The organism is Sorangium sp. So ce381, from assembly GCF_051473845.1.
GTDB lineage: Bacteria > Myxococcota_A > Polyangia > Polyangiales > Polyangiaceae > Sorangium > Sorangium atrum.
Window position 1 is genome coordinate 6,683,991 of the sequence record NZ_CP150336.1, and the last position, 24,222, is coordinate 6,708,212.

At 71.8% G+C, this 24,222-nt stretch carries 18 protein-coding genes; 6 read left to right on the plus strand and 12 right to left on the minus strand.

The genetic code is table 11. The features are described 5' to 3' along the window. Positions 1-78: 78 nt before the first annotated feature. From WMF29_RS24805 to WMF29_RS24820, 4 genes are all read right to left on the minus strand, one after another. Complete coding sequence (locus WMF29_RS24805) at positions 79-669, minus strand: Uma2 family endonuclease (RefSeq protein ID WP_437322619.1); 591 nt, start codon at positions 667-669, stop codon at positions 79-81. A 414-nt stretch (positions 670-1,083) separates the two neighbouring features. Then, positions 1,084-1,434, minus strand: coding sequence for a hypothetical protein (locus WMF29_RS24810; protein WP_437322620.1), 351 nt, complete (start codon positions 1,432-1,434; stop codon positions 1,084-1,086). A gap of 76 nt (positions 1,435-1,510) precedes the next feature. Then, a complete protein-coding gene (locus tag WMF29_RS24815) occupies positions 1,511-1,765 on the minus strand; it encodes a hypothetical protein (protein ID WP_437322621.1) in 255 nt (84 codons plus the stop codon). A 111-nt stretch (positions 1,766-1,876) separates the two neighbouring features. Further along, complete coding sequence (locus WMF29_RS24820; RefSeq protein WP_437322622.1) at positions 1,877-2,395, minus strand: MarR family winged helix-turn-helix transcriptional regulator; 519 nt, start codon at positions 2,393-2,395, stop codon at positions 1,877-1,879. A 44-nt stretch (positions 2,396-2,439) separates the two neighbouring features. Between WMF29_RS24820 and WMF29_RS24825 the strand changes: the two genes are divergently transcribed. Further along, a complete protein-coding gene (locus WMF29_RS24825; protein WP_437322623.1) occupies positions 2,440-3,945 on the plus strand; it encodes an FAD-dependent oxidoreductase in 1,506 nt (501 codons plus the stop codon). 44 nt (positions 3,946-3,989) lie between these two features. Here WMF29_RS24825 and WMF29_RS24830 read toward each other — a convergent pair whose 3' ends face one another. Then, positions 3,990-4,172, minus strand: a complete 183-nt coding sequence (locus WMF29_RS24830; protein ID WP_437322624.1) for a hypothetical protein — start codon at positions 4,170-4,172, stop codon at positions 3,990-3,992. A 571-nt stretch (positions 4,173-4,743) separates the two neighbouring features. Between WMF29_RS24830 and WMF29_RS24835 the strand changes: the two genes are divergently transcribed. Next, entirely contained in the window at positions 4,744-5,826 is a 1,083-nt protein-coding gene (locus WMF29_RS24835) for a hypothetical protein (protein ID WP_437322625.1), read from the plus strand. A 568-nt stretch (positions 5,827-6,394) separates the two neighbouring features. Here the strand turns inward: WMF29_RS24835 and WMF29_RS24840 are convergent. Both WMF29_RS24840 and WMF29_RS24845 read right to left on the minus strand, forming a co-directional pair. Continuing rightward, positions 6,395-7,060: a hypothetical protein gene (locus WMF29_RS24840; RefSeq protein ID WP_437322626.1), complete on the minus strand. Its 666-nt coding sequence runs from the start codon at positions 7,058-7,060 to the stop codon at positions 6,395-6,397. Between the two features lie 130 nt (positions 7,061-7,190). Then, complete coding sequence (locus WMF29_RS24845) at positions 7,191-7,331, minus strand: hypothetical protein (RefSeq protein ID WP_437322627.1); 141 nt, start codon at positions 7,329-7,331, stop codon at positions 7,191-7,193. Between the two features lie 93 nt (positions 7,332-7,424). On the opposite strand from WMF29_RS24845, the gene WMF29_RS24850 reads away from it, so the two are divergent. After that, positions 7,425-8,153, plus strand: a complete 729-nt coding sequence (locus tag WMF29_RS24850) for an SGNH/GDSL hydrolase family protein (protein WP_437322628.1) — start codon at positions 7,425-7,427, stop codon at positions 8,151-8,153. A gap of 12 nt (positions 8,154-8,165) precedes the next feature. On the opposite strand, the gene WMF29_RS24855 is transcribed toward WMF29_RS24850, so the two are convergent. The 3 genes from WMF29_RS24855 to WMF29_RS24865 all read right to left on the minus strand — a co-directional run bounded on the left by WMF29_RS24855 (position 8,166) and on the right by WMF29_RS24865 (position 13,035). Beyond that, entirely contained in the window at positions 8,166-9,878 is a 1,713-nt protein-coding gene (locus WMF29_RS24855) for an alpha/beta hydrolase family protein (RefSeq protein WP_437322629.1), read from the minus strand. Between the two features lie 498 nt (positions 9,879-10,376). Next, positions 10,377-11,063, minus strand: coding sequence for a hypothetical protein (locus tag WMF29_RS24860; RefSeq protein ID WP_437322630.1), 687 nt, complete (start codon positions 11,061-11,063; stop codon positions 10,377-10,379). Positions 11,064-11,544: 481 nt separating this feature from the next. Then, positions 11,545-13,035 (minus strand): serine/threonine-protein kinase, encoded by a 1,491-nt coding sequence (locus WMF29_RS24865; RefSeq protein ID WP_437322631.1) that lies wholly within the window; start codon positions 13,033-13,035, stop codon positions 11,545-11,547. A gap of 29 nt (positions 13,036-13,064) precedes the next feature. Here WMF29_RS24865 and WMF29_RS24870 point away from each other — a divergent pair, with 29 nt between their 5' ends. Together WMF29_RS24870 and WMF29_RS24875 are read left to right on the plus strand one after the other, a co-directional pair. Beyond that, complete coding sequence (locus tag WMF29_RS24870) at positions 13,065-17,387, plus strand: protein kinase domain-containing protein (protein ID WP_437322632.1); 4,323 nt, start codon at positions 13,065-13,067, stop codon at positions 17,385-17,387. 60 nt (positions 17,388-17,447) lie between these two features. Continuing rightward, positions 17,448-19,187, plus strand: coding sequence for a hypothetical protein (locus WMF29_RS24875; RefSeq protein ID WP_437322633.1), 1,740 nt, complete (start codon positions 17,448-17,450; stop codon positions 19,185-19,187). Positions 19,188-19,213: 26 nt separating this feature from the next. On the opposite strand, the gene WMF29_RS24880 is transcribed toward WMF29_RS24875, so the two are convergent. Both WMF29_RS24880 and WMF29_RS24885 read right to left on the minus strand, forming a co-directional pair. Continuing rightward, entirely contained in the window at positions 19,214-20,647 is a 1,434-nt protein-coding gene (locus WMF29_RS24880) for a sigma 54-interacting transcriptional regulator (protein ID WP_437322634.1), read from the minus strand. A gap of 125 nt (positions 20,648-20,772) precedes the next feature. Beyond that, positions 20,773-21,894 (minus strand): hypothetical protein, encoded by a 1,122-nt coding sequence (locus WMF29_RS24885; RefSeq protein ID WP_437322635.1) that lies wholly within the window; start codon positions 21,892-21,894, stop codon positions 20,773-20,775. A gap of 670 nt (positions 21,895-22,564) precedes the next feature. On the opposite strand from WMF29_RS24885, the gene WMF29_RS24890 reads away from it, so the two are divergent. After that, positions 22,565-24,097 carry an endo-1,4-beta-xylanase gene (locus tag WMF29_RS24890; protein WP_437322636.1) on the plus strand — a complete coding sequence of 511 codons (1,533 nt, stop codon included), beginning with the start codon at positions 22,565-22,567 and terminating at the stop codon, positions 24,095-24,097. The last annotated feature ends 125 nt before the right edge of the window (positions 24,098-24,222 follow it).

Sequence of the window (24,222 nt, forward strand, 5' to 3'; positions counted from 1 at the left end):
GGCAGCGGCGCGGGGGCGGTGCTGGCGCGTCAGGGCGGACGGGGCCGTCGAGGAACTCCGGCGCGCCGTCCAGGAACTCTAGCGCGCCCAGAGGACCGAGAGATCGAGCTCGATCGCCTCGAAGGGCTCGAGGCGGACGCGAGCGGCGTCGCGGTAGACGACGGCGGGCCCCCAACCCCGACCCGACGCGAGCGAGAAGACCTCCAACGTCCGCGCGATCGGGTCGACAAGCCACGCGTGCCGCACGCCCTCGCGCGCGTAGATCGGCATCTTCTCGTCGCGGTCCACGTCCTCGGTCGAAGGGCTCAGCACCTCGCAGACCCAATCCGGAGCGAGCGGGAAGAAAGCCGTCGTGGGCAGCTCGGGCATGCGTTCTCGACGCCAGCCAGCGATGTCCGGTACGACCGCCTCCACCTCGCCCGGCTGCGCTGGGTCCGGGAAGTGCAGCTCGGGCTCGTCCAGGATCCACCAGCCGCCAGGACCACCCTTCCCTGCATCGAACGGACCGCCGAGCTCGATGCCGAGGCGGGACGATGCGCGGGCATGAGGCGGCGCCGGCCTGGGGAACACGTGCAAGGTGCCCGCGATGAGCTCCGCCACCTTGTTCGGCGGGACGGCTTCGAGGTCGGCGTACGTCGCGCGGCGCTGCTTGGCGGCGGGCTGGCCCATGGCGGAAGCCTGCCCGGGGACGCGCGGCGCGGCAAGGCGGCGACGAGCAGCGGTCCGGCAGCGCGCCGGCCGGGGCGCTCATCGACGCGGGGGCACCACGGCGACCACCAGGGCCAACCCGAGCGCGTGCGTGTGCGGGTCCGGCGGCTCGCTGCTCTTGCACCTGCAAATCATCGAACAGTCCACGAGCGCCCCCTATCGCCGGTGAGAGCGAAGCTGGAGCACGGTGAGCGAGAGGACCTGCTCGAGTTTGAAGAAGCGCGCCCTGGACAAGCATCATAATTTGGCCGGGCAGACATTCCAGCTCATCGACGAGGCGCACGCAGCGGTTCGGGAGCAGCCGCGATAGCCGCCCTGCCGCAGCGCGATGCTTGGCGAGCGTTTGGAGCCTCGAGGCCGGTTGGGCGCTCGCGGCTAGTCGGCAAGCTGCCTGGCCCACGCGATGTAGACGTCGTAGCGGGGGGGATACGCGACCGTGGGCGGCTGGGCGGCGCGGCGCTGGAAGAGCTCCAGGGCGTGCGCGGCGAGGCCACGGCTGATCTCCGCCGCCTCCGACGCGGTGACGGCCGGCGGACCGGGCTCGTTCTTCAGGCGCCGCTCCGCGAAGGGGTGCGCGCCGTCGGCGACCTGGCGAAACACCTTGGCGGCCTTCCACGAGGCGATGGCGCAGAGGTCGTCCACGTGGCTGTCCGCCCGCACCCAGGGCGAGCGCAGGTGCCCCGAGGCGTCGGCGATGGCGCGCAGGCGCAGCAGCGTGAGCGGCAAAGGCCAGCGGCGCGGCAGGCTCCCGGAGGGTGAGCTCGGGTTGGATCACCCCATCACCGCACGCATCGAGGACCTGTCAGCAGAGATATGCGTAGAAATTCCCGAGGGCGCGAAGCGGCTCGACCACTTCCTGCTTGCCGCCCGCCAGAGCCGATTGCCTCCAGCGAATCGCTCTGTCGAGCATGGCTGCGATCCTCCGCTCGAGCTCGGGATCCCTCATGAGCGGCGCCCAGAGACGCATGCCTGCGCCGTCGACACCCGCGCCACCGTAGGCGACCCAGCTGGCGGGATTCTCCCGCCCGTGCGCATGGTGCAAGGCGGTGGCTGTCACGCGTTCCAGGTGCCCACTCCTTTACCGAACCCGGTCACTGGAGCGGGGACCAGAAATCCACTCCACAGCCTGCGGGCACCCCGACGGCGCCGCAGGAGGCCTGCGACCACCTCAGGTCTTGTCCGTTCCGCTTGACGGATCCATCAAGTCGTCCACGAACCGGCGCATCAGGCGCACCAGGTCGCTGAAGTCCTCCTCACTCCACTTGGCGAGGATAGGGGCCGCAATCCTCTGACGGGCGGCGTCCAAGGCGTCCGTCATCTGCCGCCCCTTGTCGGTGATCACCGCCTCATGGATGCGACGATCGGCCGGGCTCGGTCGACGTTCGATCAGCCCCAGGCTCTCGAGCTTTGCGACCTGACGGCTGACGGTCGTGTAATCCCGCCCGGCTCGGTCCGAAAGGTCGACCACGCCGATCGGCCCGAAGCGCTCGATCCCCACCAGCAGCGGAAAGAGGGCTCGATCCAGGGAGATGCCTGCCTCCGCGAGCAGCGCCTGATCGCGCTGCGGCTGATTCATGAGCGCGGTCAGATCGACCATGGCTCCGTGGAGCTCGCGGAGCTTCTTTTTCACAATCCGTGTATTTTGCACAAATTCCCTTGACGCTTCGGGAGGCGCGACTATATGCATAGTACACATATCCGAGACGCAGTCCAACAAAAACGGAGGTCTCAGTGGAGTCCAATTTTTCGACGGATGTCCTGATCGTCGGCGCAGGTGCTGCTGGGTTGACCCTCGCCATCGAGCTCGCCCGTCGGGGCGTCGCGTTCCGGCTCATCGACAGGCTGGACGGGCCATTTCGCGGCTCGCGGGGCAAAGGGATCCAGCCGCGCAGCCAGGAGGTGTTCGAGGATCTGGGCATCCTCGACCGCGTCGTCGCGATCGGCGGCCTGTACCCACCCCCGCGGGAGTATCGCGATGACGGAGGCTACGAGGAGTCGCAGATCATGGATCCTCAGGACCCGACGCCTGGCGAGCCCTATCGCCTGGCGCTCCTTGTGCCTCAATTCATGACCGAAGCCGCGATGCGCGAGCGTCTGGCGGAGCTCGGAAAGTACCCGGAGTTCGGCCGCGAGCTGAAGAGCTTCGAGCAGGATGGCGAAGGCGTCGGCGCCCGCATCGTCGGCCCGACGGGCGAGGAGACCGTCCGCGTCCGCTATCTCGTCGGAGCGGACGGCGGCCGCAGCGTCGTACGGCAGGCGCTCGCGATCGGCTTTCCCGGCAAGACGATGGGGGTGCGCGCGGTCGTCGCCGATGTCGTCCTGGATGGGCTCAGCAGGGCCGCCTGGCATCGCTTCAACCATGGGTCGATGGAGAAGCAGATGTCGCTGTGCCCGCTCGCCGGCACCGACATGTTCCAGTTGCAGGCGCCGATCCCGCTGGAGGGCCATGTGGATCTCTCCGCGGAAGGCCTCACAGCGATGGTCACGGGCCGCACGGGCCGAGGCGACATCGTGATCCGCTCGGTCTCCTGGGCCTCCGCCTACACCATGAACGCGCGCCTCGCCGACCGTTACCGGGACGGGCGCGTCTTCCTTACCGGCGATGCCGCGCATATCCACCCGCCGACGGGTGGGCAGGGACTCAATACGAGCGTGCAGGATGCCTACAACCTCGGCTGGAAGCTCGCCGCCGTCCTGGTAGGTGCCCCGGAGACGCTGCTCGCGACGTACGAGGAGGAGCGCCGGCCGATCGCCGCGGAGATGCTCGGCCTGGCGACGAAGCTCCTGGAGGCGGCCAAGCGAGGCGTCATGCGCCGTGGTCGCGAGGTGCATCAGCTCGATCTTGGATACCCGGAATCGTCGCTGGCCATGGAAGAGCCGAAACGCAGCGGCGGCATCCGCGCGGGCGACCGAGCGCCGGACGCGCCCGTCCGCGGCGTGGCGGGGATGCCGACACGGCTCTTCAAGCTCTTCCAGGGTCCGCATTGGACCTTGCTCGGTTACGGGCTGGACCGGCTCTCGGCCATCGAGCCGCGCCCCGGGCTTCACATCCACGCCGTCGGGCCGCGCGGCGACATCGTCGATGATGGCGGCCATCTCCGCGCTGCTTATGGCGAGTCGCTCGGCGACTGGGTGCTCGTCCGGCCGGACGGATACATCGGCGCCATCGTGTCGCCGGATCATGCGCCGGCTCTGGAAGCCTACCTTGCCAGCGTCGGCCTCCCCTCACGGGGATGACACGTCGGGGCTCGCGCAAGGCCTCGTTGTCTCCGAGCTCCTCCCTACCCGAGGAGCGGCCGGAACACGTCGGGCAGCACGCCCCGCTCCGCAGCGCTCCGGAGCGCGTCGCGGCAAGCGGCGCACGCCGGCGCATGCCCGCGGTAGCTCGGCGTGAGGCCATCCGTGCGGAAGATGCCGGCAGCGGCGGCCTCCGTGTCCGGGTGGACGTGGAGCTGGACGGGCACGCCGAGCGCTGACCGGGCGGCGACCGTTCCCGGGCCGCAACCTGTCCGCGGTGCTCGCGATCGCGGGACCCAACTCGGTTTCAATCGACGCCTCCATTGCTTCTGCTGGAACGGCGGCGGTGCATCTTGCGCCGTGGGCCGAGTCGCCGGCGGGGTATGCGCCCGGTCGCCCCACGACACGTCAGGCCTGTCCCGTGACATGTCACGGCGTAGAGACGAAAACGCTGTGCCGTGCTTGTCACTTGACATGGAACGCATGAGCCATTATCAGCGGCTTCCGTCGTCGAGAGACGCATCGAGGGCCCCGTTCGTACACGCGGGCGGGCGAGGTACCAGGGGAGCATCGTCCGGCACGCAGGTTGCTGTACAGCCCGGCGCTCGCGGGCGAAGTGATGCCGATGGTCGGATATTCAGGCGTTGAACGTATGCATTTGCATTCGATCCAATGAAACGATGCGCCTCAGCGGCATTCATCCGATCTGGAAGGCTCGCGAGCGGCTGTGCAACTCTCCGCGGTCTCATTAGATATGCCCATGAACCACATCACTATACCAGCTCCGACTACATCACAATGAGCATCAACAGCTCGGGTACGACTGCTCGCTTCATCAATAACCCGCATGAGGACGTATCCTCTACTGGCTCGCGACGCATCACCACATCTCGGATCCACCAAAGGGAACCAATGAAATCTGGTCACACTCCGTTCACATCAATCTTGCGTCGCCTCGCCTGCGTCGCTTCGCCCTTGCTCGTGTGCACGCTCCCCCTCGCGTGCGTCGCCGGCGAGGAGACTGACCTCGAAGAGGGCATGCTGGGCGAGGCGACACAGGCGCTCAGCGGCTGGTACTGGTACTGGTCGGGGACAACAAGGGATCTGACCGGACTTCCCGTAAGTGGGTTAAGTACCCCCGACGACCCCTGCGCCCTCAGCGGCGTTGCGGGGAATCTCAGCGAGGGCACGGCTACCTCCCCTGGCCTCCTGTCAACCGCCCGGGTGGGCTTCAACGGGTTGTTCACATCCCTCTACGCCCACGGGGGCGCCACCGTGAATGGCTCTGGCGCGAGGGTCTGGGTCGACAACCCTGTCAAGGGTGCCGTGACATGCTTCCACGGCGGCACGCTGGTCGCCACCGCTACCTGGACGAGCACGACCGGAAGTGGTGGCGGCGCACCTAATCCCCCCGTCAAGATTGCCGGCCTGCACGCCAGTAACCTGCGACAGTGCTTCCTCAGCGGTGTGACCGGCAGTAAGACGACATGGGACGGATTCCCTGGAAACTTCGTGCGCGTGCAGAAGGTCACGGCGCCAAACGCTTCATTTCCTACGGCTGGATGGTATATCGTGTCCGACATGTTTCATGGCTGGTCCGCAGACACCCTCATAGAGATCGAGGCCGAATGCATCGACTTCCCGCCAGGGACAGTATTCACCAGCGGCGAAGAGATCTCGTTCGCCGGGTTCACCACCATCGTCGATATCGCCACGGAGCCGGGCACCAAGGCGTGCGCGCTCACCGGGCTCGAGGGGGCATTCACCCAGAACAGCTGGACCGACGGCGCCGTGATCGAGGCGCCCTGGAACCCGCCCGACGTCACCTGGACGCTGACCGTCACCAATGGCAAGAAGGCCAGGTGGGCCTGCGTGGAGTGAAACCTTGACGGCAGGGCGGCTCGAGCCGGGCGCCTTGCGGTGAGGCCATGCCGTGGGCCGCCCGTCCGGATCGGCCTCACCGGCGGTCGGTTCGCGGACAGCCCCGGCTCGTCCCCTCGCGAGGAAACACCGCTCCTGCCACATGAAAGCCGTGCGCGAAGACTCCACAGCGCAGATACCCGTGGAACGCCTGCTCTACGCTCGCCCCGTTCCTGCTGGCGCCCTACGTCGAGATGGTCGATGATCTCGCGAGATCCCGCCGGAAAGCCCTATCCAAGAAGCCCGAAGCCGTCTCGGCGCCCCCGTTCGGGGCGGGCGATACGTCGTGAACCCATCCGGGTGACCTGGCTCGTCCACGCGGGAGATGAATGGCACCCGTCTCCCGAGGCTCGCCACGAGAGGGGCAACTGCGGGTCTGTACGCGCCACGTTCGTGGGGCGCCCCACGAGCGTGGCGGCGCGGTACTCCGCTGCCAGCGGATGCAGCGGAACGCGACCGACCCGACTGCGCCCTGCGTTGGCCAGGTCCCGTCACGCACCATCACGCCGGCATCGCCTCCCCACCCGATCTACCCGAGGAGCGCCTGGAACACGTCCGGCAGCGCGCCCCGCGCCGCGGCGCCGCGGAGCGCGTCGCGGCAAGCGGCGCACGCCGGCGCATGCTCGCGGTAGCTCGACGTGAGGCCATCCGTGCGGAAGATGCCGGCAGCGGCGGCCTCCGTGTCCGGGTGGACGTGGAACTGGACGGGCACGCCGAGCGCGTAGAGCGGCGCGCCGTCGCTCCGCAGCACGTAGAGTGAATAGGGCGTGTCGTCGCGCGTGCGCCACCTCTCGATGGAGAAGAGATACGGCGCCTCGCTCGCGGCGCCGGCGTGCCGCCGAAGAAAGCACAGGTCGCCCGCGTACGAGACGAGCTCGTCGAGGTCCGTCGCCACCGCGACGGGGATCGGGTGCTCCAGCCATCGCTCGAGCGCGAGCCACACGGCCCCGAGGACCGCCGGATCGGCCGCGGCGTGCTCGTCTACCACGAACGCGCGGTCCACGGCGCTCGCCTCCGAGGGACCGCGCACGCCATAGATCGACGCCAGCGCCGAGAGCGCGATCTCGGCGTCGAGCGGCGCGCCGCCTCGCTCCTCGTCGCACGCCGCCGCGAAGGCCGCGGCGTCGATCCGGGTCGCGAGCCCCGCGCGGCACAGGCTCGCGAGCGCTTCGTCGGCGCGGAGAGGGGTCGTCATGTGCTCATGTCCTCCAGCCAAGTCCTCCGTCGAATGCCGCCGCGGGATCGCGGCGCATCCCCGAGGCACCCTCGTTCGATGATGCACGATCCCGCCGTGGAAGGATACTCCCGCGCCGGCCCCGGTCCGTTCAGGGCTGCAGCGCTCCGCTGTGGATCTCGCGGACGCTGACCTTCCCCTCGACCGTGTCGAACCGGAGCTCGCTCCCCCTCATCACCTGCTGAGCCGGAGCTCGGACCGGTGGCGCGCTGTGAATCAACGGATCGTCCACGTCACCATGCCCCTTGACTGAGCCCTTGGTCAGCCCGCGAGGAGCGATTCGAAGGATATCTAGCCGGGCAATGAAGCGATGCTATCCTTCTTGATGCGCTCTCTCCGCCCGCTCCTCCTGCCGGTTCTGCTCCTGTTCGGTGGGATTCTCCTGCTCGCCTTGACTCTCCTCGGCAGCTCTCCACGGAGCGCTCCCACCGGTGTCAGCGAGGATGCCGCACCCACGGGCGGGCTCGCGGAGATCCGCTATCTGGCGCTCGGCGACTCCTTCACGGCAGGGACCGGGAACCAGCCGGGCGACGCGTTCCCCTCGCGTCTCGCCGAGCTCTGGCGCGCGCAGGGCCGCCGGGTAACCCTCAAGAACGTCGCGGTCGACGGCTACACAACCGAGGACGTGCAAGCGCGGGAGATCCCGGAGGTGGCGCCCTTTCGCCCCACGCTGGTAACGCTCGCGGCGGGCGCCAACGACTACGTGCGTGGCTGGAGCGCGGACATCTACCGATCGCGCGTGCGGGAGCTCCTCCGAGCGATCATCGACGCCGGCGTCGCGCCGGATCGGATCGTGACGCTCCCGCAGCCCGACTGGTCGCTCTCTCCGGCCGCCGCTTGGTTCGGAGATCCGCGGCAGATCGGCGCGGTCATCGTCGCCTTCAACACCATCCTGAGCGATGAGGCACGAGCCGCGGGCGCGCGCTACGTGGACCTGTATCCGCTCATGCACAGGCAGGCGGAGGCGCAGATGCTCGCCGGCGACGGCCTGCACCCCTCGGCGCGCGCGCACGCCGAGTGGGCGGAGGCGCTCTATGAACAGATAGAACCCTGAGGTTCCGGGCCGCTACTTCTTCTCGCTCTTCTCGTGGTTCACCAGGTCGATGAGCTGCCGCGCGACGGTCTCCTCCACCCGGATCGGCACGACCCCGAAGCTCGCTGCCACCGCGTCCTGCTCGAACAAGAAGCGCCGCAGCACCTCGCTCGGATACTCCTCGAGCGGCAGCGCGAACGCGCCGTACGGCTTGCCGTCGAGCGCCAGCGCGTGGTGCGCCCGCGCGTCGACGCCGCCGAAGCTGTGGCACTTGACGCACCCTTGTTCGCCGATCATCGCCTCGCGCAGTCCGCCGGGGAGCGAGCGCAACGGCGCGAGCGGATCGCTCGCTACCCAGTGAAAGCTCGCCGCATCGAGCCCGAATGCCGCGTAGGTCTTGTTCCCCATGTCCGCGGGCAGCGGCGTCCGGAAGTGCAGGAACGCGCCGAGCGGCCGGATCATCATGGGCATTGGCTCCTCGCCCTTGATCCACGAGTAGGCGCGCTTCAGCCGGTAGAAGTCGACGATGCGGTAGAGGTTGTCCTCATCGTCGAGCCCGACCACGATGACCGCCTGCGCCTTCTTCAGCACCTCGCGCGAGAAGTACTGTTGCTCGCCCCGAAGGTTCGAGACCACCAGCCAGTCCCCTTCGCCCACCTCGGACTTCGGCCGCCCGTCCAGGTAGGCGAGCAGATCGATGGCCTGATACGTCTTGCCGGGCAAGGGGTAGCGCTCGAGCCCCCCCTTGCCGAGGAGGCCGCTTATCGTCTCCCGCAGCGCGGCGTCGACCGGGTAGGTGGTGATGGCCCGGGGATCCTTGCGGAACGCCGACAGGTCGAACGGCGGCCGTGCGCCCCAGCGGCGGAGCACGCCGAAGGGGTTGTCGATGGAGAGGTCCTTCAGGCCCGAGGCGACGAAGGGGAACACCAGATCGCCGACCATGTCTCCCCGTCCGCCCCAGTGAACGATGCTGTGCGCATCGCGCCTCGGGACGACGAAGCAGTCGACGTCGGGCGCGCCCGCGTTCTGGAGCGCGCGCGCGAAGGGGCGAGCGAGGCGCGCCCAGCCGATGTCGTCCTCCCCGCCGAACAGCATCAAGAACGGCGGCGCATCGGCCCGCGCGTACGTGATGGGCGAGGACTCCCTGCGATCTTCGACCGAGCCCGCGAAGAACGCCGCGTCGGGGTGCCCCTCGAGCGCCGCCTCGCCGAGGTCGTAGGTCCCACGAAACAGGATGACCCCATCGACGCGCTTGGGATCCATGCCGGCCCCCTCGAGGAGCCGCCCATCGAGCGCGAGCATGGACGCCATCCACGCCCCGAGGCCGCGACCGGCGAGGACCAGGCGCGTCGGGTTGCGCGCGTCGGTCACCTCTCGCAAGACCCGGGCGACGTCCGCCGCGCTCGCGCGCAGCGTGTAGCCCTGGTGGATGTTGAACGAGACGGCCGCGGCGGCGACCCCGTTTCGTTGTAGGGAATCGCCGACGTTCGCAGCGAAGGCGAGTCGCTCGTCGGGCTGCGAGGGCTCGTTCCCCTGCAAGAGAACGACCAGCGGGCCGCGCTTGCTCGCGCGCGGCGGCGCGTAGAGATCGACGCTGACGTTCGGCCCATCAGGCCCGGGCCGCTGCATCCAGGCATACGTCACCGTGGCGACGGAGCGGGATCCAGCGCCTGCGCGCCGCTTGAGGAGCTGCGTGCCGAGGACGATGAGCGCCGCGAGGAGCCCGACGCCCACCCATGGTCGCATTCGACCAAACCACTGTCCCGTTCGACCAAGCCACTCTCGCGTTCGAATACCCATCATCGGTCCGCTCTGGTGCTCGGCGTTGAGCCCGTCAAGCGCCAGTGTCGTTGGTCGCCTCCCGGCGACACAGAGATGACCAGCGTGAAAGAACGCGACTTCGAGAGGGGACAGTCCTACGAGTCAGGCATCGACCGCGTGCTCCAGGAGCCCTTCAACCATCTCTCGTGACTACGGTCGACCGCAAGCGCGGTATCGTCCATGACGACGACACGTCGGTCAAGGCGGCGATCATGAATGTCGCCGGCTGGGCCGCCTTCGACGGAACCCCGGGGCCCTCGTGAAATACCCTGGGGATGAAGGCTGCGATGGTCGCGCCACGCCGTCGTCAACGGGTGTTCCCTCAGCCTCCTGGAACGCCGCGGGCGGAAGGGCGCGCGGCGGCGATCGGGATCAGCCGGTGGAGAGGCCCCGGTGCGACTCGCCGCGACAGCGCTGGCCCCCTCAGGGCTGCAGCGCTCTGCAGTGAATCTCCAGGACCCGGATCTTCCCCTCGACGGTGTCGTACCTGAGATCCAGCCCCGTCAGCACCTGCTGGGCCGGGCAGCTCAGGGTCACGTTGTTCCCGGCATACCCGATCGCATAGCTCGTGTGGGAGGACGAGGCGAGGTCGAGGGCCGTATTGGCCGCGTTCCTGGGAGCGTAGTTGATGCGGACGTCCTTCACATAGGTGCTGGCGCCGTCCACCTTGAGCTGCAGACCCGTGGGGTAGTTGGCGACCGGGATGGCGGTGCCGAGCGCGCCGGCGCGGAAGCCGCCCGGCCACGAGAAGATGGTCTCCGGGTCGATCGCGCCGGTCCGCGGGAGGTTTGGCAGCAGGAGGTCGAACTCCCGGCACACGCCGGACATCCTGGCGATGAACTCGTCAGGCTCGGTGAGGGGCTCCTGGAACGCGCTGAGGTCGGTCAACATGAACCCAGCGCCATCATCGAGGTGGCAGTGAATGTACTCCCAGGCCGAGAGGTTGGCGTTCAGGCCCGAGTCCCAGCGCACGTTGACCGCGGCGTTGCTGACGGTCCAGGTCTCCGAGAGGGACGGGGCGTCCTCCATGAGCTCAGGGTCGGCCGCCTCGACGGCGCAGCCGGCGGCGAACAGGGCGACGAGGGGGAACGCAGAGCGAACGATGCGCATGACGAGATCTCCTCAGCTCTCTTGAGCTGTCTTGTTGTCGAACCGGAGGCAGCCAGCCGCGCAGCCCGCCTGGAGCGGCGCGGCCGCGGCGGCGCCTCGCGGCGGAGCCCCATCGCAAGCGCCTTGCCAGCGCGCGGCGCCGGCGGCCTCGCGGCGCCCGCCGAGGGCCATTCCCACCGATCGCCTGGGAGCGACGCGCAGGCGACGCGCTCCTCGCGGCCGTCGCCATGCTGGCGGCAGGACGGCTCCGCGCCGCGCAGGCGGCCTGCCTGCCACAGCGCGGCTGTCCCCTGTCACATCGCCCTGTGACACCCCTGTGGCAGGGGGTGGTGGTCAACTTTGCCCGAGAAAGATCACAGGGAGACGGGGAGACAGGGAGATTTACTAAGATCTTTCTCCCTGCCTCCCCGTCTCCCTGTTCAAATTTGACCAGTACCTGGCAGGGGCCGTGTCAGCGCGCGCCCGTATCAGGCCGCGGCGCTCACGGCGCCACCCGGCGCAGCGCACCGCCCTCGCCCCGGAGCGGCGCACGCTCGCTTTCCCCCTCCCCCTGCCCGCCCTCCCCGGCGAGCCCCTCGGCGAACGCGCCGGTCACGAACACGCCCGCCCCGGTCGCGGCGGGCGCCCAGCCGCGCAGCGCCTCGGGCTCGGCCGCGTGCAGCGCGAGGCGCGGGAGGACCTCGGGGCTCGCGCCGGCCCGCGCGCCGAGCTCCGCCCAGAGCTCGAGGGCCCAGCCGAGCGCCCGCTCCGGCGCGCGATCGTACGGCGGGGGCAGCGCCGCCAGCAGCGCGTCGGCGCTCTCGACCACGAGCGTCGCCCCGAGCCGGACGAGCGCCGCGCGCGCCGCCTGGACCAGGCGCTCCACGTCGGCGAGCGCGTCGTCGCCGGCGTCGTCCGGCGCCGAGAGCCGGGCCTCGACGAGCAGCGCGGCGCATGGCCCCTCGGGCGCGCGTTGCCCCTGCGCGCACGCGCCCGCGAGGCGAGCGTCGGCCGGCGAGCGCGCCGCGGGCGCCGCGCTCTTTCGGCCCGGCGCGCCGACCGCCCGGCGCAGGGCGGCGAGCAGCTCGGGCACGCCCGCGTACCGGTCCTCCGGCTCCTTGGCGAGGCAGCGGCGCACCACCGCGTCGAACGCCGCCGACACGGGCGCGCGGTCGCTCGGGCAGGGCGGCGGCGAACGCAGGTGCATCTCCTCGGTCTCGACCGCGTCGGCGCCCTGGAACGGCAGCTCCCCCGTCACGAGCTGGTAGGCGAGCAGGCCCACCGCGTAGATGTCCGTGCGCGCGTCCACCGCGCCGCCGAGGATCTGCTCCGGGGCCATCGTGAGCGGCGTGCCGACGATCAGGCTGCTGCTCTTGCCGCCGCGCGCGCGCTCGACGTCGCGCGGGCTGAGGAGCTTGGCGATGCCGAAGTCGACGAGCTTCACGCCCGGCGCGCCGGGCCCGCGCTCACCAGGGCAGACCATGACGTTCTGGGCCTTCACGTCGCGGTGCACGACGCCGATCGCGTGCGCGGCGGCGAGCGCGCCGCCGACCTCCTCGAGCAGGGCGGCCGCCTCGGACGGCGAGAAGGCGCCCCGCGCGCGCAGCTCGGCCGCGAGGCTCCGGCCCTCGACCCACTCCATCGCGATGTACGGCCGACCGTCGTCCAGGGCGCCCACGCCGCGGACCTCGACGATCGCCGGGTGCCTGAGCCGCGCGAGCACCTCCGCCTCCCGCTGGAAGCGCCGGAGGATCGCCGGCAGGAGCGACAGGCCGCGGCGGAGGACCTTCAGGGCGACCGGCGCGCCGCCCCCGACCGGGACGGCGCGGTGCACGACGCCGAAGCCGCCCCCGAGCCGCACGTCGTCGAGCACGTAACCGCCGACCACCGCGCCGGCCGGGAGCGCGTCGCCGGCGGCGCTCGCCTCGAGCTCCAGCGGTCGGCCCGAGATGACGGCTGTCTCGTCCTGGTTGAGCTCGGCAGGCGGCCGCATGGCACCCTACCCCAGTATACTCGCGCCCCATGCGCTGCTCCGAGTGCCATCGCCGCCTCCCAGGGCGGGCCGGCGCCGCGTGCCCGGCGCACCCCCTGGCCCCATGGTCGGTGACGAGCGCCGACGAGCGCGAGCACGAGGCGCTCGAGCGGGATCCGTCGCCGCCGGTGCCCGGGCTCCGCATCGAAGGGTTCCGTATCGAGCGGCTGCTCGGGCAAGGGGGGTTCGCGCGCGTCTACGCGGCGACGCGCGAGGGCGACGGCCGCGCCGTGGCGCTCAAGGTGGCGCGCCGGCAGGACGACGGCCGGATCGCGCGCGAGGCGGCGGCGCTCGCCCGCCTCGATCCGCCGCTGGTCCCCGCGCTGCTCGGCCGCGGGCGCTCGGGAGAGCTCGGCCCGTTCCTCGTGCTGGAGCGGCTCGAGGGCTGCTCGCTCGCGCGGCTCCTCGCGGACCTGCCGGGCGCCGGCGCGATGCCGATCGCGCAGGCGTCGGCGATCGTGCGCGCGCTCTCGGCCGCGCTGGACGCGGTGCACGACGGCGGGCTTGTGCACCGCGATCTCAAGCCCGAGAACGTGTGGCTGCGGCCGGGCGGGGAGGTCGCGCTGATCGACTTCGGCCTGGCCGCGCAGGCGCACGCGGACGGCGATGCGCGCGCGGCGCTCGGCCCCGATCTGACGCAGACCGGGGCGATCCTCGGGACGGCGGCGTACATGGCGCCGGAGCAGTGCCTCGGCGCGCGCGCCGTCGACGCGCGCGCCGACATCTACGCGCTCGGCGCGATGATCTTCGAGCTGCTCACCGGGCGTCCGCCGTTCGTCGGCGAGGCGGCCGAGGTGCGGCAGGCCCACGTGGCGCGCCGCCCCGACCTGCCCTCGTCGCTCGCGCAGCTGCCGGAGGGCGCCGACGAGGCCGTCCTCCGCTGCCTCGCGAAGGATCCAGAGGCCCGCCCGGCCCGCGCGAGCGATGTGGCGCGCGCTCTCGCGGCGTCGCTCGAAGCGCGCGTCGCCCCGTCCCGAGGGCGCGCGGCTTCCTCCGGCGCACCCGCAGGCCGATCCGACGCGTCATCAGGCCGCTCCGACACGCCCGAAGGTCGATCCGACACGTCCCAAGGCCAATCCGACGCGCCTGAAGGGCGATCCGACACGCGCCAAGGCCGATCCGGCGCGCCCCAAGGCCGATCCGACACGTCCCAAGGCCGATCCGATACGCCCGAAGGCCGATCCGACACGTCCCAAGGCCGATCGGACATGGCCGAGGGCCGCTCCGACACGCCCCAAGGCCGATCGGACATGGCCAAAGGCCGATCCGGCGCGCCCCAAAGCCGATCCGACGCGTCCGCTCCCACCGTCGGCCTGCGCCGGGCAGTGGCGCTGCTCGCCCTGCGCACGCGGGAGCGCGCGGACACGCTCGTCGACATCGCCCGCGCCGAAGGCGGCATCCTGGCGCGCTTTCGCGGGGAGCGCATGGTGCTCGCCTTCCCCGCCGCCGAAGCGCCAGGCGACGGCGTGCGCGCGGCGGCGCGGGTGGCCCGGCGCCTCGCCGAGGCCGGCGCAGCGGAGCCGCCCTTCGCGGTCCACCTGGCTCCGCTCCGGGTGCGCGAGGGCACGCACGGCGTCACGCTCGCGGGCGCCGCCCTCGAGAACGCGGAGGCCTGGGGGGCCGGCCCGGGCGACGCGGACGCCGTGCCGCCGGCGATCCTCACGGCCGAAGCGCGGCGCGCGCTCGCCGACAGCCCGCACGTTACCCCGCCCCCTCCGCGCGATGTGGCCCCCGAGCCGCGCGACGCGCCCCCCGACGAGCCCGGCGAGACCTCCCTGCGCGGCCGCGATGCGGCGCTCTCCGCAGCCCTCGCCGCCGCGCAGGAGGCGCTCGCCGGCGGAGGGCCGGCGCTCGTCACGGCGCTCGGCGCGGAAGGGCACGGCAAGAGCCGGTTCCTCGCAGCGCTCGCGGCGACGCTCCACGCCGGCGGCGCGGCCGTGCACGCCGCCGCGGCGCTCCGGCCAGAGGCGGCCGAGCACGGCGCGACGTTCGTCGCGCTCCTGCGCGCGGCCCTGGATCTGCCGGCCAGCGGCGAGCGCGACGGGAATGCCCAGGAGGCGCTCGTCCAGCGGCTCGGCGCGACGGAGGCCGGACGCGCCTGGCCAGCCGTCGGGCTCGCCCTTGGGCAGCTCGCCCCAGCGGACCCGGCCGCCGCGCCGCTCCTGGAGGCGCCGGGCGCGCGCCGCCACGCCGAGGCCCGCGCGCTCGCGGCCGCGCTCGCGGCCGCCGCGCCGATCGCGCTGCTGCTCGACGACGCCGACCGCGCGGACGCGTCCGCGCTCGACGCGATCGAGCTCGCCACGGCCGAGGGCAGCGCGGCGCGCCTCGCGATCGTGCTCGCCGCGCGGCCCTCGATCGCGTCGCTCCGTCCGGGGCTCGGGGAGCGCGCCGCCCGCCGGGTGACCCTCGACCTCGGCCCGCTCGACGCCGAGGCCGCGGGCGCGCTGCTCCAGGATCACCTCCGCCCCGTCGAGTTCGTCCCCCGCGCCGTGCTCGATCGCCTTCACGCGCTGGCGCGCGGCGTCCCGCGCGACCTGGTGGAGGTGGCGTGCGCCCTGCGCGTCGGCGGCGCGATCCAGCGCGCCCGGGGCGGCGAGGGCTGGACGCTCGCTCCGGACGAGCTGCTTTCCCTGTCGGCCGCGCCGCTCGGCGAGCGCCTCGCCGCGCGCGCGCTCGCGGCCCTGCCGCCGCCGCTCGTGGACCTGCTCGAGCGCGCGGCGATCCTCGGCGACGACCTCTCCCCGGCCGAGATCGAGGCCGCCCTGCGCGCGCTGGATCGCGCCGCCGATGCGCCGCCGGCCGGCGCCGGCGCCGGCGTCGGCGCGCTGGACCCCGGCGTCGGCCTCGCGCGCCTCGCCCGGGCCGGCGTGCTCGTCGCGCTCTCGGCGTCGCCGCCGCGCTACGCCTTCCGGCACCCGCTCCTGCGCGAGGCCGTCGAGGCGCGCATCCCGCCCGCCCGCCGCCGCGCGCTGCACGCCGCCGTGCTCCAGGGCCTCCTCGGCGCGCCGCGCGCCGCCGGGGCGCGCGCCCGGATCGCGCGGCACGCGGCCGCCGCGGGAGACCTGGCCGCGGCGGCGGCGGCGCACGCCGAGCTCGCGGACGAGGCGCTCGCCCGGCACGACGTCGTCGAGGCCGAGCAGCGCTTCACCGCGGCCCTGCGCCTCGTCGGCCTCCTCGAGCGCGACGACCCCGAGGCCCGCGGCCGCGCGCTCGCGGGCCGAGGCCGGGCGCGCTACCGACTGCAGCGCTTCGAGGAGTCGCTCGCCGATCTGCGCGCGGCCCGCGCGCTGGCCGAGGCCGCAGGCGACAGGGCCCACGCGGCCGAGCTCCTCCTCGAGGAGGCGACCGCGCTCGACTGGCTCGAGGACTTCCCCGCCTCCGCGGCGATCGCGGCGCGCGCCGCCGAGCTGTGCGCCGGCCTCGGCGACGCGCGCCTCGACGCGCGCTGCCTGCTCGCGAGCGGCCGCTCGGACTGCCGCGACCAGCGCGTCGACGAGGGGATCCCCAAGCTGGAGCGGGCCGCCCGCCGCGCGCGCGCCGTCGGCGACCACGAGGCGCACGTCATCGCCCGGCTGGTGCTCGTCGCGTCGCTCTCGATGGCCCGCCGGCTCGACGAGGCCGAGCGCCACGCCGAGGCCGTCGTCGAGGCCTGCCTGCGCGCCGGCGACGTCTTCCACCTGTGCACCGCGTACATCAACCGCGTCTTCATGTGGGTGAAGCGGCGGGAGGAAGGGCGCGCTGTCGCGGACCAGCGGGAGGCCGTCCGCCTCGCCCTCGAGCTCGGCCACGCCCAGCTCGAGCGCTGGGCCACGCTGAACCTGGCGGAGCTGCGGTACTGGCTGGGCGCGCCCGACGAGGCCCTCCCGCTCGCGCGCCGCAGCCTCGAGCTCCAGCGGCGCTATTTCAACAAGCGCCCTTCGCCGGACGATGTCCTCCTCCTCGCCCGGATCCACCTCGCCCGCGGCGAGCACGACGAGGCGGCCCGCCACCTGGCCGAGGCCCGCGCGAGCCTCCCCGAACCCAACCTCACCCCCTGCGCCCGGACGCTGGCACGCCTGGTGCAGCAGGCCCTGGACGACCGGGCAGCCGGTCGGTTCGACGCTGCGGCATGGCGCGCGCTCGTGGAGGAGGCGCGGCATACCGCGATCCTTCACGAGCACGCCGAGGCGCTTCACAGCGCGGCCCTCTCGGCCCTCCGGGCGGGCGCCGCCAGCGAGGCGCTGGCGCTCGTGCGGGACGCAAGGGCGATCTCGGCGGGCTTCTGGGAGCAGCGGTTCGACGAGATCGAGCGCGCGCTCCTCCCGCCGGAATGAGCGGCGAAGCGTGAACCGACGATCCGGCTCGCCAGGACGAGAAAGGAACCTGACCGCGTGATGATCTACCGCATCCCTGGGCTGCTTGTGTTCTGTCTCGGGCTCTCTGGCGCGGGCTGCGCCGGCGTCGGCGACGACGCCTCGCCGCTCGACGGTCCGCCGCGCGCAGCGCCGGCCGGGAGCGGCACATCGACCGGGACGGTCGTCGGGCCGGCCAACGGCGGGTCGGCCAACGGCGGGGCGACCAGCGACGCGGTGGCGGCGATCGCGGACGCGGTGCAGGGCGTCTGGGGCAACGGCCTCTCCGCCGATGCGCTCACCCGCAACGCGCTGATCGCGAACCCGCGTGCCAATCCCGTCATGGTGTCCGTCCCGCTCGCGACCGAGAGCTACGCGGACACAGGCCCCGATACAGGCCCCGATCGCGCGCGCGCGCTCCGCCGCCAGCTCCGCCACGAGCCCACGCGCGAGGTGATGGACTATCTCGTCGCCTGCGCCCTCGAGGAGGGCCAGAGCGTCTCGTATACCGACACGTCGACAGGCGAGCAATTCACGTTCGACGGCAAGATCGGTATCTGCCCGGCCTGGGCCGCGGGCCCGGTGGGGCTGAAGTGCCAGCAGCTCGTCTCGGCGTGCATGCTCTCGCTCGTCAACGCCATGGGCCGCTCGATCACCATCTCGCTGCGAGGTCAGGCGTTCCCGGAGCACCGGCCGGGGCTCCTCTCGCCGGCGCCCTCCGTCCGCGTGGTGACGAACACGGAGGACGGCGAGCGCATCCCGAGCTTCAGGCGGTGCGCGAAGGATGCCCTGGGCGTGTCGCGCAACTGCGGGTGGACGGCCGAGCACGTCGGCTCCTGCACCCCGGGCTCGACCGTGTTCATCGCGACAGGCGACGCGCCCCTGACCAACTGCGCCGACGACCCGGCGAGCGCCGCTGCGCTGTCCGGGAGCGATACGGTGCTTCGCGTCTGCAGCGGTATCCGCGGCTGCGACGCCGGCTCACCCGATCACATCGTTGGGAGCGAGGTGCTCTGCAAGGGGCGCAAGGAGCCTGCGCTCCGCTTCGTCTGCCCTCAAAGCGCCTACTTCAGCCTCATGAGCAGCCCGCGGGCGAGCGGCCGCGCCGGCGTCTCCGCGCCGGCGGGGAGCGACGCCGCGGCGCTCCAGAACGACCTCCGCTTCAGCGTCGCGAGCCGCCCGGAGGCGGGCACCCAGCAGACGAACGGCACCGCTTCCAGGGCCGAAGGGACGTACCGTGCCGCGGTGTATCCAGCGGCGGAGGCCGACGTCTTTGGCTTTCGCGAGGGCGCGTACTTCGGGAACCTGTGGGGCACTGATCCCCTCCACCCCCGGCTCCAGGTGGGGATGAACGAAGTGGACGAGAACGGCGTATTCCACCCGGCTCTGACCCCCCCGGAGTTCTCAGGACAGGCCATCTATCGGCACGCCTTCGCCTGCACGGGTGAATACTGGACCGATCACGCCGCGTACGTGGCGGACCGCCTCTGCGCCGGCGCCGACAGCGAGGTGGACTGCGTCGCGACCTCGGTCGGCGCCTGCGGCGAATCGCACGACGTCACGGACTGTCCGCCGCTCCACCAGTGCTCCGTCGACGACGGGGGGCTCGTGGAGGGCGACAGGGACTTCCAGCAGTGCAATGGCGGCGGGATCGAATGGCCCCATCCGATCACGTCGTTTCTCAATCACCCGTCGGATGTCGTCCGGAACGCCCGGTTCTCCCTGTTCGCGCCGCTGTTTCCCGGAAGCGTGCTGTCTCTCGACGCGCCGACCTGTCCCTGAGCGGCGGCCGGCGCGCGGCCGCGCGCTCACCCGTCCCGGTAGTCGCCTGGCTCGATGCCATAACGGGCGATCCACCGGTGGATCTGCGTCCGTCCCTTGCCCATCGCCCGCGCCACCGCGCTGACATTCCCGCGGTGCTCGCGGAAGAGGCGGATCAGCGCCTCGCGCCGGCGGTCCTCCTCGTCGGAGCGCCGAGGTTCGCCGGACTGGGAAGCCTCGGGCTTCGGGGCCTCGGGCGGGGGGCCGCTGCGCGGGAGGACCGCGGGCGGCGGCAGGTGGTCGAGCTCCACCCGGCCGCCGCCCGCGAGCACGATCGCGGTCGCCAGGCACTTCTCCAGCTCGCGGACGTTGAGCCGCCACTCGCGCAGGAGGAGCGCGCGGGCCGCCTCGCAGCCGAGCGAGATCGACGCGGCCCGGTCCGGGGCGGCGCGGCGGAGCAGCGCGGCGATGAGCAGGCCGAGGTCCTCCCGGCGCCTGCGCAGGGGCGGCAGCTCGAGCACGAAGCCCGAGAGGCGCGCGAAGAGATCGCCCCGGAAGTCGCCGCGCTCCACCATCGCCGGGAGGTCCCGGTGCGTGGCCACGACCACGCGGAGGTCGACCTTCACGGGGCGCGTCGCGCCCACCGCGACGACCTCCGACTCCTGCAGCACGCGCAGGAACGCGGTCTGCGACGCCGCGGGCAGGTCGCCGATCTCGTCGAGGAAGAGCGTGCCCCGGTCGGCCGCGCGGATGAGCCCGGGCCGGTCCTCGGCCGCGCCGGAGAAGGCGCCCTTCTTGTGGCCGAAGAGCTCGGACTCGATGAGGCTCTCGGGCAGCGCGCCGCAGTTGATGGCGACGAACGGGCCGGGCCGCCCCGAGAGCGCGTGGACGGCGCGCGCGACGACCTCCTTGCCGGTGCCGCTCTCGCCCTGGAGGACGACGGGGATGGGCGCGGGCGCGACGGCCCGGAGGGAGGCGAAGCGCTCGGACAGCTCGGGTGAGAAAGTGGCGAGGCCGAACGGCTGATCCGCCGCCTGGGTCGCGCCGCCAGCAGGCTCGTCGGGCGCGGCGGCCTCGCGGAACAGGAAGAACGTGTGCCCGAGCTCGATCAGGTCCCCTTCGGCCAGGAGCGCGCTCCGCTGCGGCACGCCGTTCACGAACGTGCCGTTCGTCGAGCCGAGGTCCTCCAGGCGGAGCCGGCCGCCCTCGCGCGTGATCCGCGCGTGCCGCGACGACACCCAGCCGTCCTCGAGGCGCACGTCGAGGATCGCCCGATCACCCTCGATCCGCCGGCCGATCGAGCGCACCGGGCCCCGCCCGAACCCGACCTCGTCGACGCCGTCGAGCGGGAGCCGCGCGGGCGGATCCATCGGCCGCTGGCACTGCAGGACGAGGAAGAGGAACGGCCGCGGCGCGTGGCCAGCATCGGCGCGCCGCCGGGTGCGGACCAGCGTCGTCGGATCCTCCCGCGCGGCGCTCATCCTTCTGCCCCTCTCCGCCCCCGGGCGGACGCGCGCGAAGGAGGCGCCGGGATGTCGAGCTGGGCCTTCATGCTGCGGGCGTACGATCTATCACGCCCGCCGACCTCGAGCGCGTCGCGCGGCGATCAGCGATAGGGCCCGCGCGGCTCGGGCGCCGCGAGCGCGGAGACGATCGCGATCGCGCGCTCGATCCGCTCGCGCCCCGTCTCGAGGTGGCCGAAGACCAGCGTGACCGCGGCGTCATCGCCCGTGACCGACGCCGGGCGGAGCGCGGCGATCTCGCGCCGCAGCTCGTCGCCGAGGCGCTGAGCCACCCGGTCTGGCGCTTCCGCCACGAGCTCGTAGGCCCGCGGCAGGGCGTCGTCGCCGGACGGATCGAGCGCGCCCCGGGGCGGGCCGCGCCTGGGCCGGCGCCTGAGGGTGAATCGTTCCGAGGGCGACGCGGCGCGGGCCGCGCGGACGCGGGTGCCGAACGCGCCCTTCTCCCCTACCCGGCCGAACTCGACGTTGAAGAGCCTGGAGCGGTGCTCGAGCTCGATCGTCATCCCGCCCTCGGACGAGGCGGTGCCCGCGCCGGACAGGAGGCGCCCGCCGAGCCCCTGCGAGAGCGCCCGCAGCTCCTTGGCGAGCGCGCGGCCGCGGTCCGCGACGAGCGCGGCGGCGCGGATGGCGCTCGCGAGCTTCTCGGCGTCGTCCTCCAGCCCGGCGCGGACGGCGGTGAGCCGGTGCGACTCGAGCGTGAGCTGGTAGCCGGCGGCCGCGCGGAGCGCGTCGCGCAGCGGCGGCGTGAGCCACCAGCGCGCGAGCGCCGGGATGCTGGCCCTGACGACGAAGGCGCCGTCCAGCGCCGGATCGCCGACGTCCACACGCCGCGCCCGGAAAGGCCCGCCGCTCGCCCGGCGCAGCCGCTGCTCGTGGACGCGGAGCCTGAGGCCCGACGGGTTCCGCGCCGTGCCGGTGATGCGGGTGTGGTACCGCGCGACGGACACGTCGTCGTGATCGATGTCGTGGTCGACGAGCAGCGAGACGTTCTCGCACACCACGGAGATCTGCATTCGGGGGTCTCCCCATGGATCCGGCCCTGACTTGAACTTGCCGCCGACCAGGTCCGCTGCGCGCTGCCAGATCGGCCGGGCGAGCCGCCAGCGGGCCTCGGCGGCCCGCCTCGCCTGATGCCGCGCCTCCCCGAAGCCCCCCGCGAGCCCCGTGATTCCCAGGAGGATCATCAGTGCAACGACGGGCTCCATCTTCCGCGATCCTACCCTCCCGCCGCGGGCGTGCCCATGCGTGGCGGCGAGCACAGCCGCCGACAGCGCGGCTGTCCCCCACAAGAGCGCGCGGCGCAGCTCGCGCTTGTTGGGGGAGAGGGAAGCCCAATGTAGGAGGGAGAGGAGGTCCAGTGTGGGACAAGGAGGTCCAGTGTAGAGAGGAAGAGGAGAGTCCAACCCCTTCGGAGATGTCAAGTCCCAACTGCGAGAGCTGACCTGGGCTGACAGAACATTTTGCCATGCAATCCGGCCTCTCTGAAAAAGCGACACCGTATCAACAACTTACCCATGAATCGACAGGGCCGCCTTCGCTCAACAGCCTTCTTGGATTGACATCCTGGTTGTGAGCGTTCACATTGAGCCCCGTCGGTATTCTTTTGCTTCGCTTCGGAAGGGCGGTCATGCGCACCGAGACCTTCGCCAGCCGATCGATCTCGGCATCGGTTGGGTTCGCTCGGCCATCGTGAAGGTGAGCCCGCGAACGTCGCGGTCGCGCCTCAGCAGCGCTGGGCGCGAGGTCTCGTCTCCACGGCGACCCGCACGCCCGCCCCATGAAGAAGCGACATCGTAGTAACAACTTATGTATGCGCCCAAGGGGCCGCTTCACGCCACGGCTTACGACATGCGCCCTTGGGTACAGGAGAACCTCATGAGAATGCGATTTGAACGATGGCCCCTGCTAGCCACGCTCGCGCTCGGCGCCTGCATCTCCGCCGAGCAGGTCGACGAAGACGGCTACGAGCTCGACGACATGGCCGAAGGCGTCACCATCGATACCGCGGCGACCTACACGATCGTCGGCGTCCAGAGTGGAAAATGCGTCGAAGTGGCTGGAGGCAGCACCGCTGACGCAGCGGCCCTGCAGATCGCCAGCTGCAACGGCTCGACGCGCCAGCAGTTCCGCATGGAATCGGCAGGCGGCGGCTACTATCGCATCCGCAACGTCAACAGCAACCGTTGCATGGACGTCGCCGGCGCCTCCACCAGCGACGGCGCCCGCATCCAGCAATACTCCTGCTGGACGGGGGAAAACCAGCAGTGGTCGTTCACCGACGTCTCCAGCGGCGTCGTGCGCCTCACCGCACGCAACAGCGGCAAGTCCCTGGACGTCTACGGACGCGGCACCGCCGACGGCACCGCCTTGGTTCAATGGGCGTCGAACGGCGGGACCAACCAGCAGTTCCGGATCACACCCGTGGGCTCGGGCAGCAGCAGCAGCAGCAGCAGCAGCAGCAGCGGCACCGGCGGCAGCGGCGGCACCGGCGGCACCGGCGGCAGCGGGGGCGCCGGCGGCAGCGGCGGAGCCGGAGGCAGCAGCGGCGGCGGCAAGTTCGTCGGTAACATCACCACCGGCGGGCAGGTGCGATCGGATCTGTCCCGGTACTGGAACCAGATCAGCCCGGAGAACGAGGGCAAGTGGGGCTCCGTCGAGCCCACGCGGGACGTCATGAACTGGGCCGGCATGGACCGAGTCCGGGATTACGCTCGCCAGAAGGGCATTCCCTACAAGGGACACACCCTGATCTGGGGTGCCCAGCAGCCGGGCTGGATTGCCGGCCTGTCGCAGAGCGAGCAGCGCGCCGAGGTGGAAGAGTGGATCCAGGCGTTCTGCCAGCGCTACCCGGACGTCGCCATCATCGACGTCGTGAACGAGCCGCCCCCGCACACCACCCCGGCGTACATGAACGCCCTCGGCGGCGCGGGCTCGAGCGGCTACGACTGGATCGTGCAAGCGTTCAAGTGGGCGCGGCAGTACTGCCCGAACGCCAAGCTGCTGCTCAACGACTACAACAACATCGAGTACAGCGGCGACAATCAGAACACGATCAACATCGTCAATCGGATCCGGTCGGCAGGGGCTCCCATCGATGGCATCGGAGCGCAAGCTCACGACGCGTACAAGCTCAACACCAGCACCGTCAAGGGCTTCCTCGACCGGCTCGCCGGCACCGGTCTACCGGTCTACATCACCGAGTACGACATCAACCTGGCGAACGACACGCAGCAGCTCAACGTGATGCAGAGCCAGTTCCCCATGTTCTACGACCATCCGAGCGTGAAAGGCATCACGCTGTGGGGGTACATCAGCGGCCAGACGTGGGTGACCAACTCAGGGCTCATGAGCAGCAGCGGCCAGATGCGGCCCGCCATGTCCTGGCTGATGAACTACCTGGGACGCTGAACGCGCTGACGCGCGGTCCACGGAGATCCGCGCGTCAGTTGATCGCTGCGCAGGCTCGTCCGCTCGGTCGCGGCTCCACGGAGTCTCCCCGTAGGGCCGAGCTTGCGCAGCCGATCCCGGGCGCC